At 69.6% G+C, this 20,973-nt stretch carries 17 protein-coding genes and 2 tRNA genes; 5 read left to right on the top strand and 14 right to left on the bottom strand.

What is annotated here, in order from left to right:
• Positions 1-22 precede the first annotated feature (22 nt).
• Positions 23-217, top strand: coding sequence for an acyl-CoA carboxylase subunit epsilon (locus KWI83_RS25620; protein WP_218516731.1), 195 nt, complete (start codon positions 23-25; stop codon positions 215-217).
• A 450-nt stretch (positions 218-667) separates the two neighbouring features.
• On the opposite strand, the gene KWI83_RS25615 is transcribed toward KWI83_RS25620, so the two are convergent.
• A tRNA-Ala gene (locus KWI83_RS25615) sits at positions 668-740 on the bottom strand.
• A 182-nt stretch (positions 741-922) separates the two neighbouring features.
• On the opposite strand from KWI83_RS25615, the gene KWI83_RS25610 reads away from it, so the two are divergent.
• Both KWI83_RS25610 and KWI83_RS25605 read left to right on the top strand, forming a co-directional pair.
• On the top strand, positions 923-1,471 hold the full coding sequence (locus KWI83_RS25610; protein WP_218516730.1) for a DNA-binding protein: 549 nt from the start codon (positions 923-925) through the stop codon (positions 1,469-1,471).
• A 132-nt stretch (positions 1,472-1,603) separates the two neighbouring features.
• Positions 1,604-3,673 (top strand): serine/threonine-protein kinase, encoded by a 2,070-nt coding sequence (locus KWI83_RS25605; protein ID WP_218516729.1) that lies wholly within the window; start codon positions 1,604-1,606, stop codon positions 3,671-3,673.
• 176 nt (positions 3,674-3,849) lie between these two features.
• Here KWI83_RS25605 and KWI83_RS25600 read toward each other — a convergent pair whose 3' ends face one another.
• Both KWI83_RS25600 and KWI83_RS25595 read right to left on the bottom strand, forming a co-directional pair.
• Entirely contained in the window at positions 3,850-5,184 is a 1,335-nt protein-coding gene (locus KWI83_RS25600; RefSeq protein ID WP_308122178.1) for a hypothetical protein, read from the bottom strand.
• 180 nt (positions 5,185-5,364) lie between these two features.
• A complete protein-coding gene (locus KWI83_RS25595; protein ID WP_003999697.1) occupies positions 5,365-5,493 on the bottom strand; it encodes a DLW-39 family protein in 129 nt (42 codons plus the stop codon).
• A gap of 370 nt (positions 5,494-5,863) precedes the next feature.
• Between KWI83_RS25595 and KWI83_RS25590 the strand changes: the two genes are divergently transcribed.
• A complete protein-coding gene (locus KWI83_RS25590; RefSeq protein WP_218516728.1) occupies positions 5,864-6,244 on the top strand; it encodes a DUF6344 domain-containing protein in 381 nt (126 codons plus the stop codon).
• Between the two features lie 193 nt (positions 6,245-6,437).
• On the opposite strand, the gene KWI83_RS25585 is transcribed toward KWI83_RS25590, so the two are convergent.
• The 3 genes from KWI83_RS25585 to KWI83_RS25575 all read right to left on the bottom strand — a co-directional run bounded on the left by KWI83_RS25585 (position 6,438) and on the right by KWI83_RS25575 (position 9,020).
• Positions 6,438-7,415 (bottom strand): XRE family transcriptional regulator, encoded by a 978-nt coding sequence (locus KWI83_RS25585; protein ID WP_218516727.1) that lies wholly within the window; start codon positions 7,413-7,415, stop codon positions 6,438-6,440.
• A gap of 299 nt (positions 7,416-7,714) precedes the next feature.
• Positions 7,715-7,945, bottom strand: a complete 231-nt coding sequence (locus tag KWI83_RS25580; protein WP_218516726.1) for a hypothetical protein — start codon at positions 7,943-7,945, stop codon at positions 7,715-7,717.
• Between the two features lie 94 nt (positions 7,946-8,039).
• The gene (locus KWI83_RS25575; RefSeq protein ID WP_218516725.1) at positions 8,040-9,020 is read right to left on the bottom strand and encodes an ankyrin repeat domain-containing protein; all 981 of its coding nucleotides are present in this window, start codon (positions 9,018-9,020) and stop codon (positions 8,040-8,042) included.
• 288 nt (positions 9,021-9,308) lie between these two features.
• On the opposite strand from KWI83_RS25575, the gene KWI83_RS25570 reads away from it, so the two are divergent.
• A complete protein-coding gene (locus KWI83_RS25570; protein WP_218516724.1) occupies positions 9,309-10,184 on the top strand; it encodes a hypothetical protein in 876 nt (291 codons plus the stop codon).
• Positions 10,185-10,319: 135 nt separating this feature from the next.
• Here KWI83_RS25570 and KWI83_RS25565 read toward each other — a convergent pair.
• The 8 genes from KWI83_RS25565 to dnaN form a co-directional block, all read right to left on the bottom strand.
• Positions 10,320-10,396: transfer RNA gene (locus KWI83_RS25565), tRNA-Ile, on the bottom strand.
• A 102-nt stretch (positions 10,397-10,498) separates the two neighbouring features.
• Positions 10,499-11,305, bottom strand: a complete 807-nt coding sequence (locus KWI83_RS25560) for a DUF3566 domain-containing protein (protein WP_218516723.1) — start codon at positions 11,303-11,305, stop codon at positions 10,499-10,501.
• A gap of 18 nt (positions 11,306-11,323) precedes the next feature.
• Positions 11,324-13,915, bottom strand: a complete 2,592-nt coding sequence (gene gyrA, locus KWI83_RS25555; protein WP_218516722.1) for a DNA gyrase subunit A — start codon at positions 13,913-13,915, stop codon at positions 11,324-11,326.
• A gap of 42 nt (positions 13,916-13,957) precedes the next feature.
• Positions 13,958-16,042 (bottom strand): DNA topoisomerase (ATP-hydrolyzing) subunit B, encoded by a 2,085-nt coding sequence (gyrB, locus tag KWI83_RS25550; protein ID WP_308122177.1) that lies wholly within the window; start codon positions 16,040-16,042, stop codon positions 13,958-13,960.
• A 419-nt stretch (positions 16,043-16,461) separates the two neighbouring features.
• Positions 16,462-16,995 carry a DUF721 domain-containing protein gene (locus KWI83_RS25545; RefSeq protein ID WP_218516721.1) on the bottom strand — a complete coding sequence of 178 codons (534 nt, stop codon included), beginning with the start codon at positions 16,993-16,995 and terminating at the stop codon, positions 16,462-16,464.
• Entirely contained in the window at positions 16,992-18,113 is a 1,122-nt protein-coding gene (gene recF, locus KWI83_RS25540) for a DNA replication/repair protein RecF (RefSeq protein ID WP_218516720.1), read from the bottom strand. The genes KWI83_RS25545 and recF overlap by 4 nt, the downstream gene beginning before the upstream one ends.
• Positions 18,114-18,157: 44 nt before the next feature.
• A complete protein-coding gene (gene gnd / locus KWI83_RS25535) occupies positions 18,158-19,033 on the bottom strand; it encodes a phosphogluconate dehydrogenase (NAD(+)-dependent, decarboxylating) (protein ID WP_218516719.1) in 876 nt (291 codons plus the stop codon).
• Positions 19,034-19,229: 196 nt separating this feature from the next.
• Positions 19,230-20,360 carry a DNA polymerase III subunit beta gene (dnaN, locus tag KWI83_RS25530; protein WP_218516718.1) on the bottom strand — a complete coding sequence of 377 codons (1,131 nt, stop codon included), beginning with the start codon at positions 20,358-20,360 and terminating at the stop codon, positions 19,230-19,232.
• Positions 20,361-20,973 lie beyond the last annotated feature (613 nt).

Below are 20,973 nucleotides of genomic sequence, written 5' to 3'. Positions count from 1 at the left end.
GAAACACGAAAGGGACTGAGCCATGAGCGCCCTCACCTTGCGCGTCGAGAAAGGCCATGCCGAGCCCGAGGAGGTCGCGGCCGTCACCGCGATCCTCCTCGCCAGCGCGACTGCTCGACCCGCTTCCACTCCGCTCGTTCCCGGCCGTGGCAAGGCCAGATGGCGTCGCTGGGAGCGGCAGCACGGCTTCCCTGCTCCGCACAGTTGGCGGCACTGAGCCTTGAGCACTGGCCGATGGCAGCCACGGAGCCCATGGGGCATGTCCCATCGCTTCCCTGTCGAGCGGCGATGGGACGCCATTCGGCAACCGCAAACTCCGCTACCGCGCGGCAGCACGCCAACGACGCTTGACTCCACAACCGACGAGCCGTCGGCCTCGACCTCCACGGACTGATCAGCCTCGGACTCACCCGCACAGGCGGCACCTGGACGATCAGTACAGGTGCCGCCGATACCACTCTCCTCGTACACCTGCACCCCGGCCGGACTCCGCCCGGGCACCCACACAACTCGCCGGATACCAGGGGTCCACGGGGGAGACACGAGCCTGCGAACCCCTTGGGGATCAAGGGGTCCCGCACTGCCTGTGCGCACCAGCGTGCCCACCGATGGGCACGAAAAATGCCCTCTGAAACCGCGTTTCCGCAGGCCAGAGGGCATTTACGTGTGGAGCCTAGGGGAGTCGAACCCCTGACATCTGCCATGCAAAGACAGCGCTCTACCAACTGAGCTAAGGCCCCGGGAAGAGGGACGTCCGCCGGAAGAACCGCGTACCGGCAGGCGCCGGAGACCAGAGTAGCGGGTTCCCCCCGGTACCTCGCAAAAAGATTGGGGGGTCCCCGTAAACGACCACTCTCCGTAAGATGCTCGGCGTGGTTCGCTACAGCGAACCGCCGTTTTGGGGAAGCGATGGGGAGACGCAATGGACGCCGCACAGCAGGAAGCCACCGCAAGAGCGCGGGAACTGCAGCGGAACTGGTACGGGGAGCCGTTGGGGGCGCTCTTCCGTAAGCTCATCGACGATCTTGGGCTCAATCAGGCTCGTCTCGCGGGGGTACTGGGACTGTCCGCACCGATGCTGTCACAGCTGATGAGCGGTCAGCGGGCGAAGATCGGCAACCCGGCCGTCGTCCAGCGGGTACAGCTGCTCCAGGAGCTGGCCGCGCAGGTGGCGGACGGCAGTGTGAGCGCGGCCGAGGCCACCGACCGGATGGAGGAGATCAAGAAGTCGCAGGGGGGATCGGTGCTCAGCAACACCACACAGACGACGAACAGTTCGGGAGCGCCGACGGTCAAGCGGGTAGTCCGTGAGATCCAGTCCCTGCTGCGTTCGGTGGCCGCCGCGGGAGACATCATCGACGCCGCGGACTCCCTCGCCCCGACCCACCCGGAGCTGGCAGAGTTCCTCCGGGTGTACGGCGCCGGGCGCACGTCCGACGCCGTCGCGCACTACCAGGCGCACCAGAGCTGAACCGGGGGGATCGGTCGCAGCGAGGATGTGCCGCAGGGGGTGCGGCACGCCACGTGAGGCGTCGGATCGCTCGTCGAGGGGCAAGCAACGGGGGAAGCCCTGGGACTGAAGGGGGAGGAGCGGCGCACAGCGATGGGTGAGGTCTTCGCCGGGCGGTACGAGCTGGTCGACCCGATCGGCCGTGGAGGAGTGGGCGCCGTCTGGCGCGCCTGGGACCACCGACGCCGCCGCTATGTGGCCGCCAAGGTCCTGTTACAGCGCGACGCGCACTCCCTGCTGCGCTTCGTCCGCGAACAGGCGTTGCGGATCGATCACCCCCATGTGCTCGCACCGGCCAGCTGGGCCGCCGACGACGACAAGGTCCTGTTCACCATGGACCTGGTCGCCGGAGGTTCGCTGGCCCATCTCGTCGGGGACTACGGTCCCCTGCCGCCGTCATTCGTCTGCACCCTTCTCGACCAGCTCCTGTCGGGCCTCGCCGCGGTGCACGCGGAGGATGTCGTGCACCGTGACATCAAACCCGCCAACGTGCTGCTGGAGGCCACCGGCACCGGGCGGCCGCGGCTGCGGCTGTCCGACTTCGGGATCGCCATGCGGCTGGGCGAGCCGCGCCTGACCGAGACGAACCTCGTGGTGGGGACACCCGGGTATCTCGCCCCCGAGCAGATGATGGGCGCGGAACCGGACTTCCCGGCGGACCTGTTCGCCGTGGGGCTGGTCGCCCTGTATCTGCTGGAAGGCGCCAAGCCGGACGCCAAAGCGCTCATCCAGTACTTCGCCGAGCACGGGACCCCGGGTGCGCCCAAGGGGATCCCCGAACCTCTGTGGCAGGTCGTGGCCACGCTGTTGCAGCCGGATCCGGTGGCTCGGTTCCGCACGGCCACGGGGGCGCGCAAGGCGCTTGCCGCTGCGGCAGAGCTGCTGCCGGTGCCCGGGCCCGACGACGAGCAGATCGAGATCTTCGATCAACTCGGTCCGTTGCCACCGGGGTTCGGGCCGGATGGGCCGCTCAGGCGGGGTGGCGGGACTCGGCAGGCGGGATCGGAGGAGACGCCGGAGGGCGGGAGGGGCGGGGGGCCGTCCGAGGCGCCGGAGGGCAGCAGGGGCAGGGGGCCGTCCGAGGCGCCGGAGGGCGGGAGGGACGGAGGGCCGTCCGAGGCATCGCGGGTTGGGAGAGATGGGGCGCTGTCCGAGGCGTCCCGGGTCGGGGACGGTGGGATGCCGCCCGAGGCGTCCCGGGTCGGGGACGGTGGGATGCCACCCGAGGCGTCCCGAGTGGGGGACGCTGGCACGCCACCCGAAAGGTCCCGAGTCGGGGACGCTGGCACGCCACCCGAAAGGTCCCGAGTCGGGGACGCTGGCACGCCACCCGAAAGGTCCCGAGTCGGGGACGCTGGCACGCCACCCGAAAGGTCCCGAGTCGGGGACGCTGGCACGCCACCCGAGGCCTCGCGAGCCGGGGGCCACGGGATGCCGCCCGAGGGCTCGCGAATGGGAAGCGGCGGTATGCCACCCGAGGGCCCGCCAGCAGCGAGCCGTGCCATTCCGCCCGACGCGGGGGATGGCCAGGCGTCCGTAGCCTCGCGGCCCGGCACGGGTTCCGTAGCAGCCGGAGTCGGCGCCACAGACGTACCCTCCGATCCACGGCATCCGGCCGCCCCGCCCCCGCAGTCGGCCAACATGTCCGACACCGGCAGTTTCCACCTGCCGCCTCCCCAGCCGACGGTCACCACCCGGCGCTCCCCCGCAGAGCCCCGACAGCGTCCAGGCACTCCACAGCCGCAGCACCCACAGCACCGGCAAAGTCCCCAGCACTCCCAGTACCCGCAGCAGCACTCCCCATACCCCCAGCACCCCCAGCACTCGCAAGACCCCCAAAACTCCCAGCACTCCCCACAACCCCCTCAACCGTCCTTCGCCTCCCACCAACCCCAAGCACCGCTCTACCCCACCTCGCCGCCGGCCCAGGCCACCCCGGTGATGCCGCAGCGCGCTGATGTCTCTACTGCTTCGTACACCGCTCAGGACCCGCAGGTTCCACCTTCGGCGCCCCCAATCTCACGGCCGCCCGCCGGGCAGCATCGCCGCACTGGCCGACGCTCCACCCGCCGACCCGGCCCACCCGCCAAGGTGGTCATCCCGCTGCTCCTGCTGGCGCTGATCTGCTACACAGCGGGGTTCTGGGCGCTGACCCACATCTGAGGCGCGACCCCCATTTGAGGAGCCGGCCCCCGTCTGAGGAGTCGGCCCCCGTCTGAGGAGTCGGCCCCCGTCTGAGGAGCCGACCCGCATCTGAGCTGCCGCGGGGCCGGAGCTGTGCGCTCTCGCCAGGTCAGATCCGTGCGCTGCCGCGGGGCCGGAGCTCTGCGTGGGAACTTCTACCCGGCGACCCCAGCCCTCCGCCGCGCCACAGCCGCCCACACACCGAGCCCCACGAGAATCACACTGCCCGCGCCGATCCCTCCCACGGCCACCGCAGTCATCACCCCGTTGCCCCCGCCATCCCCGCCGCCCCCGGCCTCCGCCTCACCACCGGGAGCCAGGCCCCCACCCAGGCCCCCTCCCCGGACCTGGAAGACCCCCTTCGGCACGGACTGCCCGGCGTAGGCGGGCCCCTCCTGCGCCGCCCCCTTCACCCCCACACGCAACATCAGCCCGAACGGCCCGTCACCGAACTCCTCGGCCACTTCCGCGGAGAGATGCACGACGAGGTAATAGGAACCGGCGAAGCGCATTCCGCTCACCCGGTCGGTGAAGGAGTGCCGGTTGGCGTGGTCGACCGGCGGAAGCGGAGCGAGCGCGGCCGTGCGCTGCTTGCCGTCGTAGCCGACGCCCCTGTCCGTGACGAAAGCGCGCACGGGATTGTAGAGGGAGACGTCCAGTGCGCTGCCCACGTAGCCGGAGCCGGTCGTGGCCGTGCCGAGTTCGGCGGTGACGGACAGCTGCTGGCTCCAGTCGACCGGGACCTTGTAGAAGAGCGTCTGCCCGGGTGCGATGTCGTCGGTCCAGACGCCCTGCCCCACGGAGGTCGCGCTCGCGAAACCGGCGCCGCCCGCACGCGGTTCGGGCTCATCCGTGGGCGCTACGGGTGTGGCGGAGTCCCAGGCCTCCGGCGCCTTCGTGGCACCGGCCTGCGCCAGTCCCGGCTCCTCGACCGCGGCGAGCTCCAGGTCCCAGGCGACCGGCGCGGAGTCCGTCGTACCGGCGCGTTCGACGACGACGTAATACGTGCCCGCGCCCTGGCAGCGTGGTCCGCCCGCCTCTCGCGCGGCCCCCGCCGCGATCGGATGCGGGCTGCGGGCGGCGCCGAAGGTCGTGCTGTCGGACGAGCAGGACGTACCGTCGGCGTCCTGCACGGACACCTTGATGCCTTCGATCGCGGAGACGGTGGCGTCCGGGTCGGGTACGGCGGTGGCGGAGACGTACGCGTTCGAGGGGGCGTCGAGTACCAGGCGGTAGTACGCCTTTCCGTCGGCCGGGAGAGTGCTCCGGTACGTCCTTCCAGGCTCCAGGCGTACGGCGTCGGTGGTACCAGCGGCGGCGGGGACGGGCCGGGCGTCCTCCGCGAACGTGAAGGAGGAGAGAGAGGACGCCGCCGAGTCCGATACGGGTACGGACGCGGAGCCGCTCGGTGTCGTCCCGGCGGCCACAGCAACCCCCGACAGCGCCACCGAACCCGGCAGTACCAGGGCCCCCGGCAGCAGCACAGCCACCGCACACCCCCACGCCGTACGCCGCCGCCCGATCACGCGTCACCCACCCCCGGGAGTACCGACCTCGAACCTCCGTGCCCTGGCTCATCCTGCCCCGCGGGCCCCTCGACCGGCACCCGCATACACGCAAAACCCCGACCGCGACGCGGCCGGGGTCTGTTCAGATTCGGTTGTCGGTACTCACGAACCCGTGGGCACGGAGTCAGTCGCCTCCGTCCACAGATCCTGCTCGGCGCGATCCGCCTGGATCTGGCGGTACACGAGGAGCCCGCCGATGGCGGCCAGTGCGACCAGGAGAAGCTTCTTCACCGCGCGACCTCGTCTTTCCTTGACGTAGGGGACCTCTGGCGCCCGACTATACACACCGACCGATATCGATCGGTGACCTGCGCGTTGCCCCCAACTCCCCACCGGCATCCCGCCCTAGAAGCGGCACAGACAGCGAGGAACCGCGGACGGCACCACCCCACCCTGAGGGTGATCACGCCCCTACGGAGGGTGAGATTGCCCCGCCTTCGCCACTCTCCTCCCTCCTTGCAAGATTTTCTGACTCCTTGCATCCATCCGAGTGGTGTTGATCTGAAGATCGACGCGCCCTGGGCGTCGGTCCACCACTTCCCGAGCCCTATACACATCATGAGCAAAGTACGCAAATCGCCCAACCCGAAAGTGAGGGGCCATGGCCCGGAACAAGGTCATGAATCTGTGGAACGTCGTCGTCACCGCCTTCCTCGCGCTGCTCACAGCGCTCGGACTCATCACCACGTCCGCCTCCGCGGCCGTACCGCAGACCGAGGCGGCCCGCAACAGCACCGCACACCTCACGGCGCCGACGATGTCCCGCTGGGCCTGGGCCTACGCCCGGTCCCTGCCCCCCACGATGAAACAGCGCATCCGAGCCGAGGCGCACGGAAAGTCCCCGAGCTGCCGACACCGTCCGGTCGCCGAGACCGGCCAGACCGCCGCCGCCCCCACGACCGCCACTACCGCGCTGTACGACAACTGCGAGGCGGATCTGCCCGTCGTCACCGGCCATGTCGCAATGCCGCTCCAGCGCTGAACGCCTTTGCTTCTCCCCCTTACCCCTCCCCTTGCCCCCATTCATCCGTCGCCTTCATCCCTCTCCTTCATCCCTCTTCCTCCCTGTCGTCACGGCGAACTTGCGTACACCGCCCTCATGTCGAGGCCCGGCCACTCCCGCAGTGGCCGGGCCTTGTGCGTCCCCCGGCCGATGCGCCTACAGGGGGCCGCACTCACCCGGTCTTCGGCACACCACTGATCACGTACTGCTGACCACGACTGCCGTCGCACGGCCGGAAGGTCGCCTCGGTCCCCTCGTCCGGTGTCGCCCGGGCCGCCGCCACACACTGACCCGTGTCAAGGCGCAGCACATACGCCCGGGGATCGCCGTCGCCGCTCGGCGCGCGCTGGATCCGGAACCGGGTCGCCGCGGCGCACATCTCCCACGGTTCCAGCAGGCCACGAGCCGCACCGCTGGTACGCGCCTTCAGACAGCCCTCGCCGTGCTCGGGATGGCGCCAGCGCACGTGATACGTCTCGTTCCCGGCCGGCACGAGGTCCGTGACCGGCGGCGTGGCCTGTGAACAGGCCCGATGGACCGCCACATGGGACTTGTACCGGCCGTCCCGGACGAACCCGTCGGTCAGGCACAGCGCGGGGGACTGAACCGGCCGCAGGCGCACGGGACCGTCCGGAATCCCGGCCGCGGTATTGGCGTCGCTCTGGCGTTCGGTATCACGGCCGGTCTGCTGTTCGTCGGTGCCGGAGCCCGTGGCGCTGAGGGCCCAGGTGGCGACGCCGACGAGGGCGAGTGCCGCGATCGTCGCAACAGCTGTCGCGACGCGCGAGCGCCCACGTTGGGGTACGCCCTGCGCTTCCTCCCGTTCTCCGGAAGGCTCCACACGCGACACAGGCACCGCCTTGCAAGCGGCGATCCGCTCCCGAGCAGCCAGCCACTCCTCGACGCGCTTCTCAACCTGGGCCCCCTCCCCTCCCTCGGCTCCGCACGCCCGTACGAACGCGGCCACCAACTCCGCCCTCGGCAGCGCATCGCGCGCGAGCGCGTTGGCCAGCGTGCTGCGCGCCAGCACATCGCCCCGCGCCGCGGCCCGCTGTTCGAGCTCCCGGTAGGTGAACCCGCAGGACTCCTTCACCTGTCGCAGCAGCGCGACGAATTCCGTTGCGTCTCTTGCCTGTTCGGGGCGCGGCACGTTCCGGGTCTCCATGACGCACCAATGTCTCCGGCACCTTCAGCGCCCCACAATTTCGGATCACGCCATATCCCCGCGCCCTTCCAACCCACCTTCCTGTCGCGTTACCGCCGCTGCGGCAACCCCAGCGCCAGCCCGCCAAAGACCGCCTCCACGCCGACCTGGCCGAGAACCGAGACCCGAGGCCCGAGACCCGAGGACCGAGGACAGCCAGGAGTGCCGCATCTCCGCGGCGACTTGGCGACGGCCAGCTCCATCAACTCGTCCAGGACGTGAAAAGCCACAGGCGTGCTGCTGCGCTACCTGCTCCCGTCCCCGCCTGCCGCCCGCAGCGCCCGTACGTCCCGGACGAGGACCCAAACCGCCACCAGCACCAGCACACCCCCCGCTCCGGCCCAGAGCACCGACCCACCCGCCCGGTACTCCTGCACGCCGACCACGGCGAGCAACAAGGCCGGCAGGAGCCCGAACGCCGAGACCCACACACTGATCCATCTGCTGAAGCGGCTGTCGTCGAAATGCCTGCGCATGCGGCCATCATCACGCGCGGACGCCCCGAGCTGCGCCCGGACCCGAAACCCGGGCACGGACGCTGCACAGGCGCCGCACAGACCCAGGCCCGCCTCAGTGGCTCCAGTAGTCCCGCCGCGGCAGCTCCACCCACGCGTCGGCCGGCCCCACAACCGCCCGCGCGTCGGTCAGCCGCAGTCCCGCGTACGCGCACGCGTACGCCACCGCGTTGGAGCGGTAGAGGTAGGACGCCAGCACCTCCTCCGGCGGGTCCTCCGGGTTCGGCCCACCACCCGGGTGGAGATCCCAGCCCTCTATGACCCCGTCGCGGGCGATGGCGCCCTGGTTGCCGCTCTTGGGGTTGGCGTACAGGCCGTAGCAGACGGTTCCGGCGGAGAGCAGTCTCAGCACGCCGGGCATCTGCGGCGCGTACCCCCACGGCTGGGTGACCACGCAGCCGCCCGGCACGGTGGTCACGCCGATGACCTGCAGACTCTCGTCCATGTCGTAGGCGTACGGGTCCTCCAGCAGCGAGTCCAGCTTTTCCCTGTCGACCGGCGTCGCCTCCAGGCGGCGTATCGCCTCCTCGGCGTCGATCCCGGCCACGCAGGCCAGGCCCGTGCCCTCGCAGGTGAAGTCCCCCAGCGCCGCGACGAGCCGCCTGCCCTCCTCGGCCGCTGTGCGCTCCGTGTCGGTCAGTCCGGGTGCCTCCTCGGGCACGTCGAACAGGTCCGGCGTCGAACCGGCCAGGCTGAGCCGCCCCGGCGACCATCCGCCCATGAACACCCGCCAGGGATCGGCGCCGGCGGCGACCAGCGCGCGGGCATTGTCCGCCCGCTGGGCCAGGACGGCCTCCCACAACGCGCTCGTCCCGTCCTCCAGCGCGTCCACGTCCGCGACGCGTCGGGCCAGCTCCGCGACGACCTCCGGTGAGCCGAACGCCGCCGCTCGGTGCAGCGGACTCCCCCCACCCCACCTTTCCGGATCGGCGCCCTGGTCAAGACGCCGCCGGATGGCGTCGTAGTCCCGCCAGTCCTCCCAGCGGACACCGGCCCACCCCTCACCGACCCGCCCGTCACTCCGACCTGCCACCATGCCCCCTCCAGCACTGATCGTGACGACTCGCACCGCCTTGTAACCACACCATCGCAGACGCCACTGACAATGCCCCGCTCTCGGCAACGGACAGGGAGGCCGCTGGGCGGCGATCGCGGGCGCCTTCGCAGGCCGCATCTGAGAACATCAGTACGACGCCTCCAAACAGCGCCACACAACGACGCCCCACAACGACACCTCAAAAAGACGCCCCCCATACGACGCCCTCATCTGAAGACGCCCAACGACGCCCCCATTCGACGCCCCGTTACGCGGAGAGGCACGCTCGTGGACTTCGACGCCGTCGCTGACGAGCTGTACGGGCTGCGGCCGGACCACTTCACCACCGCTCGTGACACACACGCGGCGGCAGCCCGCAAGGCCGGCGACCGCGCCCTCGCCGAGAAGATCGGCAAGCTGCGCCGCCCGAGCCTGTCGGCGTGGGCGAGCAACCTCCTGGTCCGCGAACAGCCCGACCAGGTCGAACCGCTGCTGAGGCTCGGTGAGGGCCTGCGCCAGGCACACCACGACCTGGACGGCGGTCAGCTGCGCGAACTCAGCCGTCAGCAACGCGTCCTGATCAGCGCGCTGTCGCGGCAGGCCGGACAACTCGCCGCACAGGCCGGTCGCCCGATCACTCCGGACGCCCAGCGGGAGGTCGAGAGCACCCTGCAGGCCGTCCTCGCCGACCCGGACGCGGCCCGGCAATGGGCGGCGGGGAGGCTGGTCAAGCCGCTCGACGCGGCTGTCGGCTTCCCGGCGGTCGCACAGGACGCCGTACGACGTGCTCCTGCCGTATCCGCGGCGCCACCACCGGCTGCCCGCCGCGAGAGGGCCGCGGACGAGACCCGGCGCGAGCGCCTGGCGAAGGCGCGCGAGGAAGCGGAGAGCGCCGAGGCCGAACTGCGGGCCGCCGAGGAGGAGGCGACGGCGGCCGCCCACGGCGCGGAGGACGCCAAGAAGCAGGCGGACCAGCTGCGACAGCGCGTCAGCAGCCTGGCCGAGGAACTGGAACGGGCAGAGGAGGAGCACCGGCAGGCCGTCACCGCCGAACGCCAGGCCCGGGAGCGCGCCCGCTTCGTCGACCGCCGCGTGACCGAGGCCCGACGCCGGGTCAAGGCCGCGGCCGCCCGCGTGGAACGCCTGACCACAGCAAGCCACTAGCCATCCATCAGCCAAGCACTGGCCAACCAGCGCGCTACCGAACCATCGGCCTCCCGCCGATGTCGCGCCGCCCCGTTGGATGTCGGCCGTGCATGTCAAAGGCCCCCAGCCCTGATGGACTGGGGGTCTTCTCGCTGGTGGGGCTAACAGGATTTGAACCTGTGGCCTCATCCTTATCAGGGATGCGCTCTAACCAACTGAGCTATAGCCCCGCCGCGCTCTGCGGTCCGTGTCCCGCGCGCCGACTCCTGAAGATTAGCGCACGACCGGGGCAGTCCCAAAATCGATAGTCGCAGCACGTTTGAAGCGCCCCGTCACTCGTCCTCGGCCAGCGTCAGCTCCACCCCGCCGACGAAGCCCGCGGAGAGGTTGTAGATGAACGCGCCGAGCGTCGCCAGCGCCGTCGCCAGGACGACGTCGATGACCGCGATGATCGCCGTGAACATCAGGACGTTGGGCAGCGACAGAAACGCCTGCAGGTCGAAGCCGTTCGACTCGTTCGAACCGGTCGCCTCGGAGATCGTGCCGCCGACCGTGGAGAAGACGCCCATCGCGTCCATGACCATCCACAGCACCGCCGACGCCACGATCGTGCAGATGCCGAGGGCGATGGAGAGCAGGAAGCTGACCTTCATCACCGACCACGGGTCGGCCTTGGCCACCCGCAGCCGCGCCTTGCGCACCCGCGGCGTGGTACGCGCCCCGGTGCGCGGCCGGCGTACCGCGCTGCCGGAAGCGGGCGAAGCGGGGGCAGCGGGCGTCTGGTAGGCCTGCGGCGGATGGTACGGCCCGGAGGGCTGCTGCTCCGGCTGTCGCTCACCGGGCAGCGGGGAAACCGCCTGCTGCGGCTGCGCGCCCGGAGCGGCCGAGCCCGCTCCAGCCGCGTACTGCTGGGTCTGCGGGCCTCGGGTGTCCGTCACAGTTCCCCCCTGGGATCCATGAGTGTCAGGCGAGTTCGACGATGTCTGAGCATCCTTCGCGGGTGACTTGATCGCCCGCAGTTGGGTGGTGTGCGAATCCGTCGCAGGCGCGGCGGAGCCACGGCCGCCGCCGTCCGTCTCCGCACCGGCCGAAGTACCGGGCGGGGTACCGGTCGATCCGGCGCCCGTGGCTCCGCTCACGCTGACTCACTCCTCGTGCTACTCGGCCGAGGGCACCTCGCCCTCGTCCGTGCCGGTGATGACGGCACCCTCGGCGGTCTCGTCGACGGCCAGATCGCCGTCGACCTCCTCCGCCTCGCGTCCCGCCTCGGCGTTTCGAGCGATACCGACCACGGCATCGCGCTTGCCCAGATTGATCAGTTGGACGCCCATGGTGTCACGGCCCGTCTCCCTGACCTCGTTGACTCGCGTGCGAATCACACCGCCGGACAGCGTGATGGCGAGGATCTCGTCGGTCTCCTCGACCACCAGCGCGCCGACGAGCGAACCACGGTCCTCGACGATCTTGGCGGCCTTGATGCCGAGGCCGCCGCGACCCTGGACGCGGTACTCGTCGACGGCGGTCCGCTTCGCGTACCCGCCGTCGGTGGCAGTGAACACGAACGTACCGGGTCGAACAACATTCATCGAGAGCAGTTCGTCTCCGTCGCGGAAACTCATGCCCTTCACGCCCGACGTCGCACGTCCCATCGGGCGAAGCGACTCGTCCGTCGCGGTGAACCTGATCGACTGCGCCTTCTTACTGATCAGCAGAAGATCGTCGTCCGGCGACACGAGTTCGGCTCCGATCAGTTCGTCGTCGGAACCGTCCTCCCGCTCCCGCAGGTTGATCGCGATGACACCTCCCGAGCGCGGGGAGTCGTAGTCCTTCAGCGAGGTCTTCTTCACCAGGCCGCCCTTGGTGGCCAGGACCAGGTACGGCGCCGCCTCGTAGTCGCGGATCGCGAGGATCTCGGCGATCGCCTCGTCCGGCTGGAACGCCAGCAGGTTCGCCACGTGCTGCCCGCGCGCGTCCCGGCCGGCGTCCGGCAGCTCGTAGGCCTTCGCCCGGTAGACGCGGCCCTTGTTGGTGAAGAACAGCAGCCAGTGGTGCGTGGTCGACACGAAGAAGTGGTCGACGATGTCGTCTTCCTTCAGCTTCGTACCGCGTACGCCCTTGCCGCCGCGCTTCTGCGCCCGGTAGTCGTCCGTCTTGGTGCGCTTGACGTAACCGCCGCGCGTGACGGTGACGACGATGTCCTCCTCGGCGATCAGGTCCTCGATGGACATGTCACCGTCGTAGGGGATCAGCTGGGTCTTGCGGTCGTCGCCGTACTTCTCGACGAGGGCGGCGAGTTCCTCGCTGACGATGCCGCGCTGGCGGATCGGCGAGGCCAGGATCTCGTTGTACTCGGTGATCTTCGCCTGGAGTTCGTCGTGCTCCTGGACGATCTTCTGGCGCTCCAGGGCGGCCAGGCGCCGCAGCTGCATCTCAAGGATGGCGTTGGCCTGGATCTCGTCGATCTCCAGGAGGTCCATCAGGCCCGTACGCGCGATCTCGACCGTGTCACTGGCCCGGATCAGCGCGATGACCTCGTCGATGGCGTCCAGCGCCTTCAGCAGACCGCGCAGGATGTGCGCCCGCTCCTCGGCCTTGCGCAGCCGGAAGCGCGTACGGCGGACGATGACCTCGATCTGGTGCGTCACCCAGTGCCGGATGAACGCGTCCAGCGACAGCGTGCGCGGCACACCGTCGACCAGCGCCAGCATGTTGGCGCCGAAGTTCGTCTGCAGGTCGGTGTGCTTGTAGAGGTTGTTCAGTACGACCTTGGCGACCGCGTCCCTCTTCAGCACGATGACGAGACGCTGACCGGTACGGGAGCTGGTCTCGTCCCGGACGTCCGCGATGCCGCCGATCTTGCCGTCCTTCACCAGGTCGGCGATCTTCTGCGCGAGGTTGTCCGGGTTCACCTGGTACGGCAGCTCGGTGACCACCAGGCACTGGCGGCCCTGGATCTCCTCGACCTCGACCACCGCGCGCATGGTGATCGAGCCGCGTCCGGTGCGGTACGCCTCCTCGATGCCCTTGCGGCCCACCACCAGGGCTCCGGTCGGGAAGTCGGGGCCCTTGATGCGCTCGATGAGCGCGTCCAGCAGCTCCTCGTGGCTGGCCCCGGGGTGCTCCAGGTACCACTGGGCACCGGCCGCGACCTCGCGCAGGTTGTGCGGCGGGATGTTGGTCGCCATGCCGACCGCGATCCCGGCCGAGCCGTTGATCAGCAGGTTCGGGAAGCGGGCGGGCAGGACGGTCGGCTCCTGGGAACGGCCGTCGTAGTTGTCCGTGAAGTCGACGGTCTCCTCGTCGATGTCGCGGACCATCTCCATCGACAGCGGCGCCATCTTGCACTCGGTGTAGCGCATGGCCGCCGCCGGGTCGTTGCCCGGGGAGCCGAAGTTGCCGTTGGAGTCGACGAGCGGCATCCGCATCGCCCACGGCTGGGCGAGGCGGACCAGGGCGTCGTAGATGGAGCTGTCGCCGTGGGGGTGGTAGTTACCCATGACGTCGCCCACGACACGCGCGCACTTGTAGAAGCCGCGCTCGGGGCGGTAGCCGCCGTCGTACATCGCGTACAGGACGCGGCGGTGGACGGGCTTGAGGCCGTCCCGGACGTCCGGCAGCGCGCGGGAGACGATGACGGACATCGCGTAGTCGAGGTACGAGCGCTGCATCTCCGTCTCGAGCCCGACGGGCTCGACGCGGAGGGTCAGGCCCTCTTCTTCAGGCGTGACAGGAGTGTTCTCGTCGGCCATAGCTGGTGAAGATCCTTCCTGGTGCGGTCAGCCGAGACCGACTCAGATGTCGAGGAAGCGGACGTCCTTGGCGTTGCGCTGGATGAACTGGCGGCGGGCCTCGACGTCCTCGCCCATCAGGACCGAGAACAGCTCGTCGGCCTGCGCGGCGTCGTCGAGGGTGACCTGGCCGAGGACGCGGTGCTCCTGGTCCATCGTGGTGATGCGCAGCTCCTCGGCGTTCATCTCACCGAGACCCTTGAACCGCTGGATCGAGTCCTCCTTGATCCGCTTTCCGCGCTGGCGGCCCATCTCGATCAGCGCGTCGCGCTCACGGTCGGAGTACGCGTAGTCGACGTCCTCCCGGCCCCACTTGATCTTGTACAGCGGGGGACGGGACAGGAACACATGGCCGGCCTCGACCAGCGGCCGCATGAAGCGGAACAGGAAGGTCAGCAGCAGGGTGTTGATGTGCTGGCCGTCGACGTCGGCGTCCGCCATCAGGATGATCTTGTGGTAGCGGAGCTTGGCGATGTCGAAGTCCTCGTGCACACCGGTGCCGAAGGCGGAGATCAGCGCCTGGATCTCCTGGTTCTGCAGGATCTTGTCGATCCGCGCCTTCTCGACGTTGAGGATCTTGCCGCGGATCGGGAGGATCGCCTGGTACTCCGGGTTGCGGCCGGACTTGGCCGAGCCGCCGGCGGAGTCACCCTCGACGATGAAGATCTCGCACTTGATGGGGTCGTTCGACTGGCAGTCGGACAGCTTGCCCGGCAGCGACGCGCTCTCCAGCAGGCCCTTGCGGCGGGTCAGGTCGCGCGCCTTGCGGGCCGCCACGCGCGCGGTGGCCGCCTGGATGCCCTTGCGGACGATGTCCGCGGCCTCGTTCGGGTTGCGGTCCAGCCAGTCGTTGAGGTGTTCGTAGACCACCTTCTGCACGAAGGTCTTCGCCTCCGTGTTGCCCAGCTTGGTCTTGGTCTGGCCCTCGAACTGGGGCTCACCCAGCTTGACCGAGATGATCGCGGTCAGGCCCTCGCGGATGTCGTCACCCGTGAGGTTGTCGTCCTTCTCGCGCAGCAGCTTCTTCTCGCGCGCGTACTTGTTGATCAGGTTGGTGAGCGCCGCGCGGAAGCCCTCTTCGTGCGTACCGCCCTCGTGGGTGTGGATGGTGTTCGCGAAGGAGTACACACCCTCGGTGTAACCACCGTTCCACTGCATCGCGACCTCGACCGACAGCATGCGGTCCTTGTCCTCGGCCTCGATGTCGATGATCGACGGGTGCACCACGTCTCCCTTGCGGGAGTTGAGGTACTGCACGAAGTCGACGATGCCGCCCTCGTAGTGGTACGTGACGGTCTTGGGCTCCTGCTTCTCGTCCGCGCCCGCCTCGTCCGCGCCCGCCGTGGCCTTCGCCGACTCGCGCTCGTCAGTGAGTTTGATCGTCAAACCCTTGTTGAGGAACGCCATCTCCTGGAAGCGCCGCGAAAGCGTCTCGAAGGAGTAGTCGGTGGTCTCGAAGATGTCCCCGTCGGCCCAGAAGGTCACCGACGTGCCGGAGTCCTCGACCGCCTCGTGCTTGGCGAGCGGGGCCGTGGGCACGCCCATCTTGTAGTCCTGCGTCCAGCGGTAGCCGTCGCGCTTGATCTCGACGGAGACCTTGGTGGACAGGGCGTTGACGACCGAGACGCCGACGCCGTGCAGACCACCGGAGACCGCGTAGCCGCCGCCGCCGAACTTGCCGCCCGCGTGCAGCACGGTCAGCACGACCTCGACAGCGGGCTTCTTCTCGACCGGGTGGATGTCCACCGGGATGCCACGGCCGTTGTCGACGACCCGGACCCCGCCGTCGGCGAGGATCGTGACGTCGATGGTGTCCGCGTGCCCGGCCAGCGCCTCGTCGACGGAGTTGTCGACCACCTCGTAGACCAGGTGGTGCAGTCCTCGCTCACCGGTCGAGCCGATGTACATGCCGGGTCGCTTGCGGACCGCGTCCAGACCCTCGAGGACGGTGATGGCGCTGGCGTCGTACGAGGCCGTGACCTCGCCGTTCGAGGCGATGGCCGCGGCGTTCACGCCGGCGTCGGTGGACGGGATGTTCTCGTTGGGGTTGCCGGAATCGGCCACGAAGCGCCCTTTCTGGCACAGCACGAGCCGGGCTCGTCGGCGGGTTGCCGGAGCGGCTGCGGCATGTTGCGTTGGTAAGCCTTGTTCAGCGTTGCTCAGCTTTTCCCGGACGGTCCCCACGATCGGGGCGGGATTGTCACCCAGTCTACCGGTAGCGCCGACAGTGATGGGGGTTTGCCGGTACCTGAGTCCGCATGTGCCGCCCTGAACCATCCTCGGCCGGGTCCCGATATGCGGAAGGGGGCTCCAAGAGGCTCACAGAGGCACTCAGCGCTTCTGGGTGTCAACCCTTCGCTACTCCAGGGTCAGGTCAGGATTCGCAACCGCGTGCGGTTGTACGACGATCAGTGCGCACCTGTGGACAACGCCGACCGCCGGACGCCGCCGACGTGGCGTCAGTCACCCTCAGAGCGTGATATAGCTCACGCTTCAGCTCCCGTGGCTCACCCGTAGGTGTCGCCGGGCCCGGTGCTTCCCGGGGCACGCAGGGGGCCGTAGCGGCGGGCGGGGCCGCCGGGGCCGTACACCTTGATCGCCCTGACCGCGCCGTGGCCGAGGTCCTCGTTGAGGCGGGCGACCAGCGTGGGGGCGAGCAGCCGCAGGTTGGTGGCCCAGGCGGTGGAGTCGCAGCGCACGACGAGCACCCGCTCGTCCTCGTCGTACTTCTCCGGCACGCAGTGCTTGGCCACGTCGTCGCCGACGATCTGCGGCCAGCGACCCATCACGCCGCCCACCGCGGCCGGGGCCTCCCAACCGCGCTCGCTGATCAGCCGGTTGATGGCGGCGCCGAGTGCCAGGGGGTCGCGGCCGTCGGCGCGCGCGCCGGAGCGCAGGCCGCCGCGGCGCGCCTGCTTCTTCTGCTGCACCGCGTCCCCACGCGCGCGTGCGGCCTCCTTCGCCGCCCGCAGCGCCACGCGCGCGAGGTCGACGCCGGAGGGCTCGGGGGTCTTCTTCGGGGCCGGTTCGTCTGCTGTCATGCGCGTTCCACCGTCCCGTCCGACACGGTGTACCGCGCCCCCACGAGCACCTGCGGTACGTCGTCGTCGACCGCGGCCGTCACCAGCACCTGCTCGCCCGGCGCGACCAGCTCGGCCAGCCGCTCCCGGCGGCGGGTGTCCAGCTCGGCGAAGACGTCGTCGAGGATCAGCACGGGCTCGTTGCCCTCGGCGCGCAGCAGGTCGTACGAGGCGAGGCGCAGCGCCAGCGCGTAGGACCAGGACTCGCCGTGGGAGGCGTATCCCTTGGCGGGCATCTCACCGAGTTTGAGATTCACCTCGTCCCGATGCGGTCCCACAAGGGTGACGCCCCGCTCGATCTCCTGCTTGCGGGCGTCCGCGAGCGCGGCCATGAGCTGCTCGAAGAGGGCCTCGCGCGTGTGGGCGTCGCCCGGGGACGACGGCTTGTACTCCAGGGCGACCGGACCGCCGCCGGGGGCGAGCTGTTCGTACGCCTTGTCGGCGAGCGGCTGGAGCGCGGCGATCAGTTCGAGTCGCTGGGCGAGCAGCTCGGCGCCCGCGCGCGCGAGGTGCTGGTCCCATACGTCGAGTGTGGACAGGTCCATGGTCCGGCCCCCGTGGCGGCGCGCCAGCGCGGCCGTCTTCAGCAGGGTGTTGCGCTGCTTGAGGACCCGGTCGTAGTCGGAGCGCACGCCGGCCATGCGCGGGGAGCGGGCCGTGATCAGCTCGTCGAGGAAGCGGCGCCGCTCGCCGGGGTCGCCCTTGACCAGGGCGAGATCCTCGGGGGCGAACAGCACCGTCCGTACGATGCCGAGCACGTCACGCGGTCTGACCTGCGAGGACCGGTTGATGCGGGCGCGGTTGGCCCTGCCCGGGTTCAGCTCCAGCTCGACCAGTTGCTGCCGCTCGCCCTGCCGGACCTGGGCGCGGATGATGGCGCGCTCGGCGCCCACGCGGACGAGGGGGGCGTCGGAGGAGACGCGGTGGCTGCCGAGGGTGGCGAGATAGCCGATGGCCTCGACGAGGTTCGTCTTGCCCTGGCCGTTGGGACCGACGAAGGCGGTGACGCCTGGGTCGAGCGGGACTTCGACCCGGGCGTACGAGCGGAAGTCGGCGAGCGACAGATGCGTGACGTGCATGGTGGTGCGCCGACCTCCCCCAGGGGTGCTGGATGTGCTGTGGATTACTTCTTCTCGACCGCGTGGCCGCCGAACTGGTTCCGCAGCGCCGCGATCATCTTCATCTGCGGAGAGTCCTCCTGCCGCGAGGCGAACCGTGCGAAGAGGGAGGCCGTGATCGCGGGCAGCGGCACGGCGTTGTCGATGGCGGCTTCCACAGTCCAGCGGCCCTCGCCGGAGTCCTGTGCATAACCGCGCAGCCGGTCCAGGTGCTCGTCCTCGTCGAGGGCGTTGACCGCGAGGTCGAGCAGCCAGGAGCGGATGACGGTGCCCTCCTGCCAGGAGCGGAAGACCTCCCGGACATCGGTCACGGAGTCGACCTTCTCCAGCAGCTCCCAGCCCTCGGCGTAGGCCTGCATCATGGCGTACTCGATGCCGTTGTGGACCATCTTCGCGAAGTGGCCCGCGCCGACCCTGCCGGCGTGCACGGAGCCGAAGTCGCCCTCGGGCTTGAGCGCGTCGAAGATCGGCTGCACCTTGGCGACGTTCTCCGCGTCGCCGCCGTACATCAGCGCGTAACCGTTCTCCAGGCCCCAGACGCCGCCGGAGACACCGCAGTCGACGAAACCTATGCCCTTGGCGGCCAGCTGCTCGGCGTGCTTCTCGTCGTCCGTCCAGCGGGAGTTGCCGCCGTCCACGACGACGTCACCGGGGTCCAGGAGCTCGGCCAGCTGGTCGACGGTCGACTGGGTGGGGGCACCGGCCGGGACCATCACCCATACGACGCGCGGGCCGCTGAGCTTGCCCACAAGCTCTTCGAGGCTGTGGACATCGGCGAGGTCCGGGTTGCGGTCGTATCCGACGACGGTGTGGCCCGCGCGGCGGATCCGCTCGCGCATGTTGCCGCCCATCTTGCCGAGGCCGACGAGACCGAGCTCCATCAGTTGTGTTCCTTAGGTTGCGACAGGTGATGCGAGGTGGCGTTGCGGCACTTTCGTACCTGCGTCCGAGCCTAAACCCGGACGGTCGCGCACATCTGTGGGCATACGCGCTCAGGCGTACGGCCCTCACCTGCGGCTTCGCCCACGCCGTGAATCCACAGGCTGTGGGCGCCGTGGGCGTGTTCGGATCCGCGCGTCAGCCGCTCAGTCGCACCGGCATGATCAGGTACTTGTACGCCTCGTCCGCCTCGGCGTCCACCGCGGGCTTGCCGCTGAGCAGCGCCGGCTTGGTGGAGGTGGTGAAGGACAGCTGGGCCACCGGGGAGTCGATGGCGCTCAGGCCGTCCAGCAGGAAGGTCGGGTTGAAGGCGATCGAGATGTCGTCGCCCTCCAGGTGGGCGTCGACCCTTTCCACAGCCTGTGCGTCGTCGCTGGAACCGGCCTCCAGGATCAGCACGCCCTGCTCGAAGCTGAGCCGCACCGGCGTGTTCCGCTCGGCGACCAGGGCCACGCGCTTGACGGCCTCGACGAACGGCGCGGTCTCGATCACGGCGATGCTGTTGAACTCCGTCGGGAACAGCGTGCGGTACTTCGGAAGGTCGCCCTCCAGCAGGCGGGTCGTCGTCCGCCGCCCGGCGCCCTCGAAGCCGATCAGGCCCTCGCCCGCGCCCGAGCCGGACAGCGCCAGCGTCACGCTGTCGCCGCTGGTCAGCGACTTGGCGGTGTCGAGGAGCGTCTTGGCGGGCACCAGGGCGACCGCCGAGGCCTCCGGGTTCTCCGGCTTCCACAGGAACTCGCGGACCGCGAAGCGGTAGCGGTCGGTGGAGGCCAGGGTGACCCTGTCGCCCTCGATCTCGATGCGCACACCGGTGAGCACGGGCAGCGTGTCGTCCCGGCCGGCGGCGATGGCGACCTGGGCGGCCGCGGCGGCGAAGACCTCGCCGGGGACCGTGCCCGTGGCGTTCGGCATCTGCGGCAGTGCCGGGTACTCCTCCACAGGCAGGGTGTGGAGTGTGAACCGGGAGGAGCCGCACACCACCGTCGCCCGTACACCGTCTGTGGAAATCTCCACCGGCCGGTTGGGCAGAGCGCGGGAGATGTCGGCGAGCAGGCGGCCGGAGACGAGGACCGTGCCCTCCTCCTCGATCTCCGCCTCCACCGACACGCGCGCGGAGACCTCGTAGTCGAAGCTGGACAGGCTCAGCTGGCCGTCCTCGGCCTTCAGCAGCAGGCCGGCGAGGACAGGCGCCGGCGGGCGGGCCGGGAGGCTGCGCGCCGCCCAGGCCACGGCCTCCGCGAGTACGTCGCGTTCCACCCGGATCTTCACTGTTGCCGCCTCCTGCTGTTGCCGGCGCTTCTCGCCCTGCCTGGCTTCGTCGTCTGTCTCGGTGTCACCGGCCCCGGGGAAGGGAAGGACACCCGGGACCAGTCTGACGCACGGCACTGACAGTAGGTGCCTCTCGGGGTCAAGTCGTGACGAGGGGCAGCCGGGCGCCGAGCGGCGAGTTGTGCACAGGACCCCCTTCGAAACGAATTCCGCGCTCTCTCTGGTCGGGAGTAGTAGTAGGGCCTGTGGATACCGTGGATAACTTCGTTTGCGCAGGTCAGCGGGGAAATTTTGTCCACGGGGCCTGTGGGCGGCGGCGGTGGACAACCGGGGCCGTCTGTGGAGAAAAGAAAGTTCTGCACACCCCGTGCACAGGGTGAGGCGAGTTCTCCCCAGCGCCGTCCCCAGCTTTACCCACCTTTCCCACAGCCCAACCCGGCATCTTTGTGTGACGCCTTTCACTCGACCCGGTGATCAGGCGCGTCGCGTTGCCGAACAGTGGACAGGGCTGTGGAGAAGCTGGGGATCGCTGGGGACAACCGCCCCCAGCCTGTGGGTTGCCCGTGGACAACTCCGTGCACAGCTTGTGGATCCGCCGGCTGTCCACAGTCTG

Source organism: Streptomyces sp. TRM70350 (genome assembly GCF_019219825.1).
Lineage (GTDB): Bacteria > Actinomycetota > Actinomycetes > Streptomycetales > Streptomycetaceae > Streptomyces.
The sequence above is the reverse complement of the archived record's forward strand: the minus strand, read 5'-3'. Positions and strand labels throughout refer to the sequence as shown.

Bases quoted from the DNA above. Each gene is read 5' to 3' on its own strand.
- recF (WP_218516720.1), bottom strand. From the start codon at position 18,113: ATGCACGTCACGCATCTGTCGCTCGCCGACTTCCGCTCGTACGCCCGG.
- KWI83_RS25605 (WP_218516729.1), top strand. From the start codon at position 1,604: ATGGGTGAGGTCTTCGCCGGGCGGTACGAGCTGGTCGACCCGATCGGC.
- KWI83_RS25590 (WP_218516728.1), top strand. From the start codon at position 5,864: ATGGCCCGGAACAAGGTCATGAATCTGTGGAACGTCGTCGTCACCGCC.
- KWI83_RS25575 (WP_218516725.1), bottom strand. From the start codon at position 9,020: ATGGTGGCAGGTCGGAGTGACGGGCGGGTCGGTGAGGGGTGGGCCGGT.
- KWI83_RS25610 (WP_218516730.1), top strand. From the start codon at position 923: ATGGACGCCGCACAGCAGGAAGCCACCGCAAGAGCGCGGGAACTGCAG.
- gyrA (WP_218516722.1), bottom strand. From the start codon at position 13,915: ATGGCCGACGAGAACACTCCTGTCACGCCTGAAGAAGAGGGCCTGACC.
- KWI83_RS25545 (WP_218516721.1), bottom strand. From the start codon at position 16,995: ATGACAGCAGACGAACCGGCCCCGAAGAAGACCCCCGAGCCCTCCGGC.
- KWI83_RS25580 (WP_218516726.1), bottom strand. From the start codon at position 7,945: ATGCGCAGGCATTTCGACGACAGCCGCTTCAGCAGATGGATCAGTGTG.
- gnd (WP_218516719.1), bottom strand. From the start codon at position 19,033: ATGGAGCTCGGTCTCGTCGGCCTCGGCAAGATGGGCGGCAACATGCGC.
- KWI83_RS25620 (WP_218516731.1), top strand. From the start codon at position 23: ATGAGCGCCCTCACCTTGCGCGTCGAGAAAGGCCATGCCGAGCCCGAG.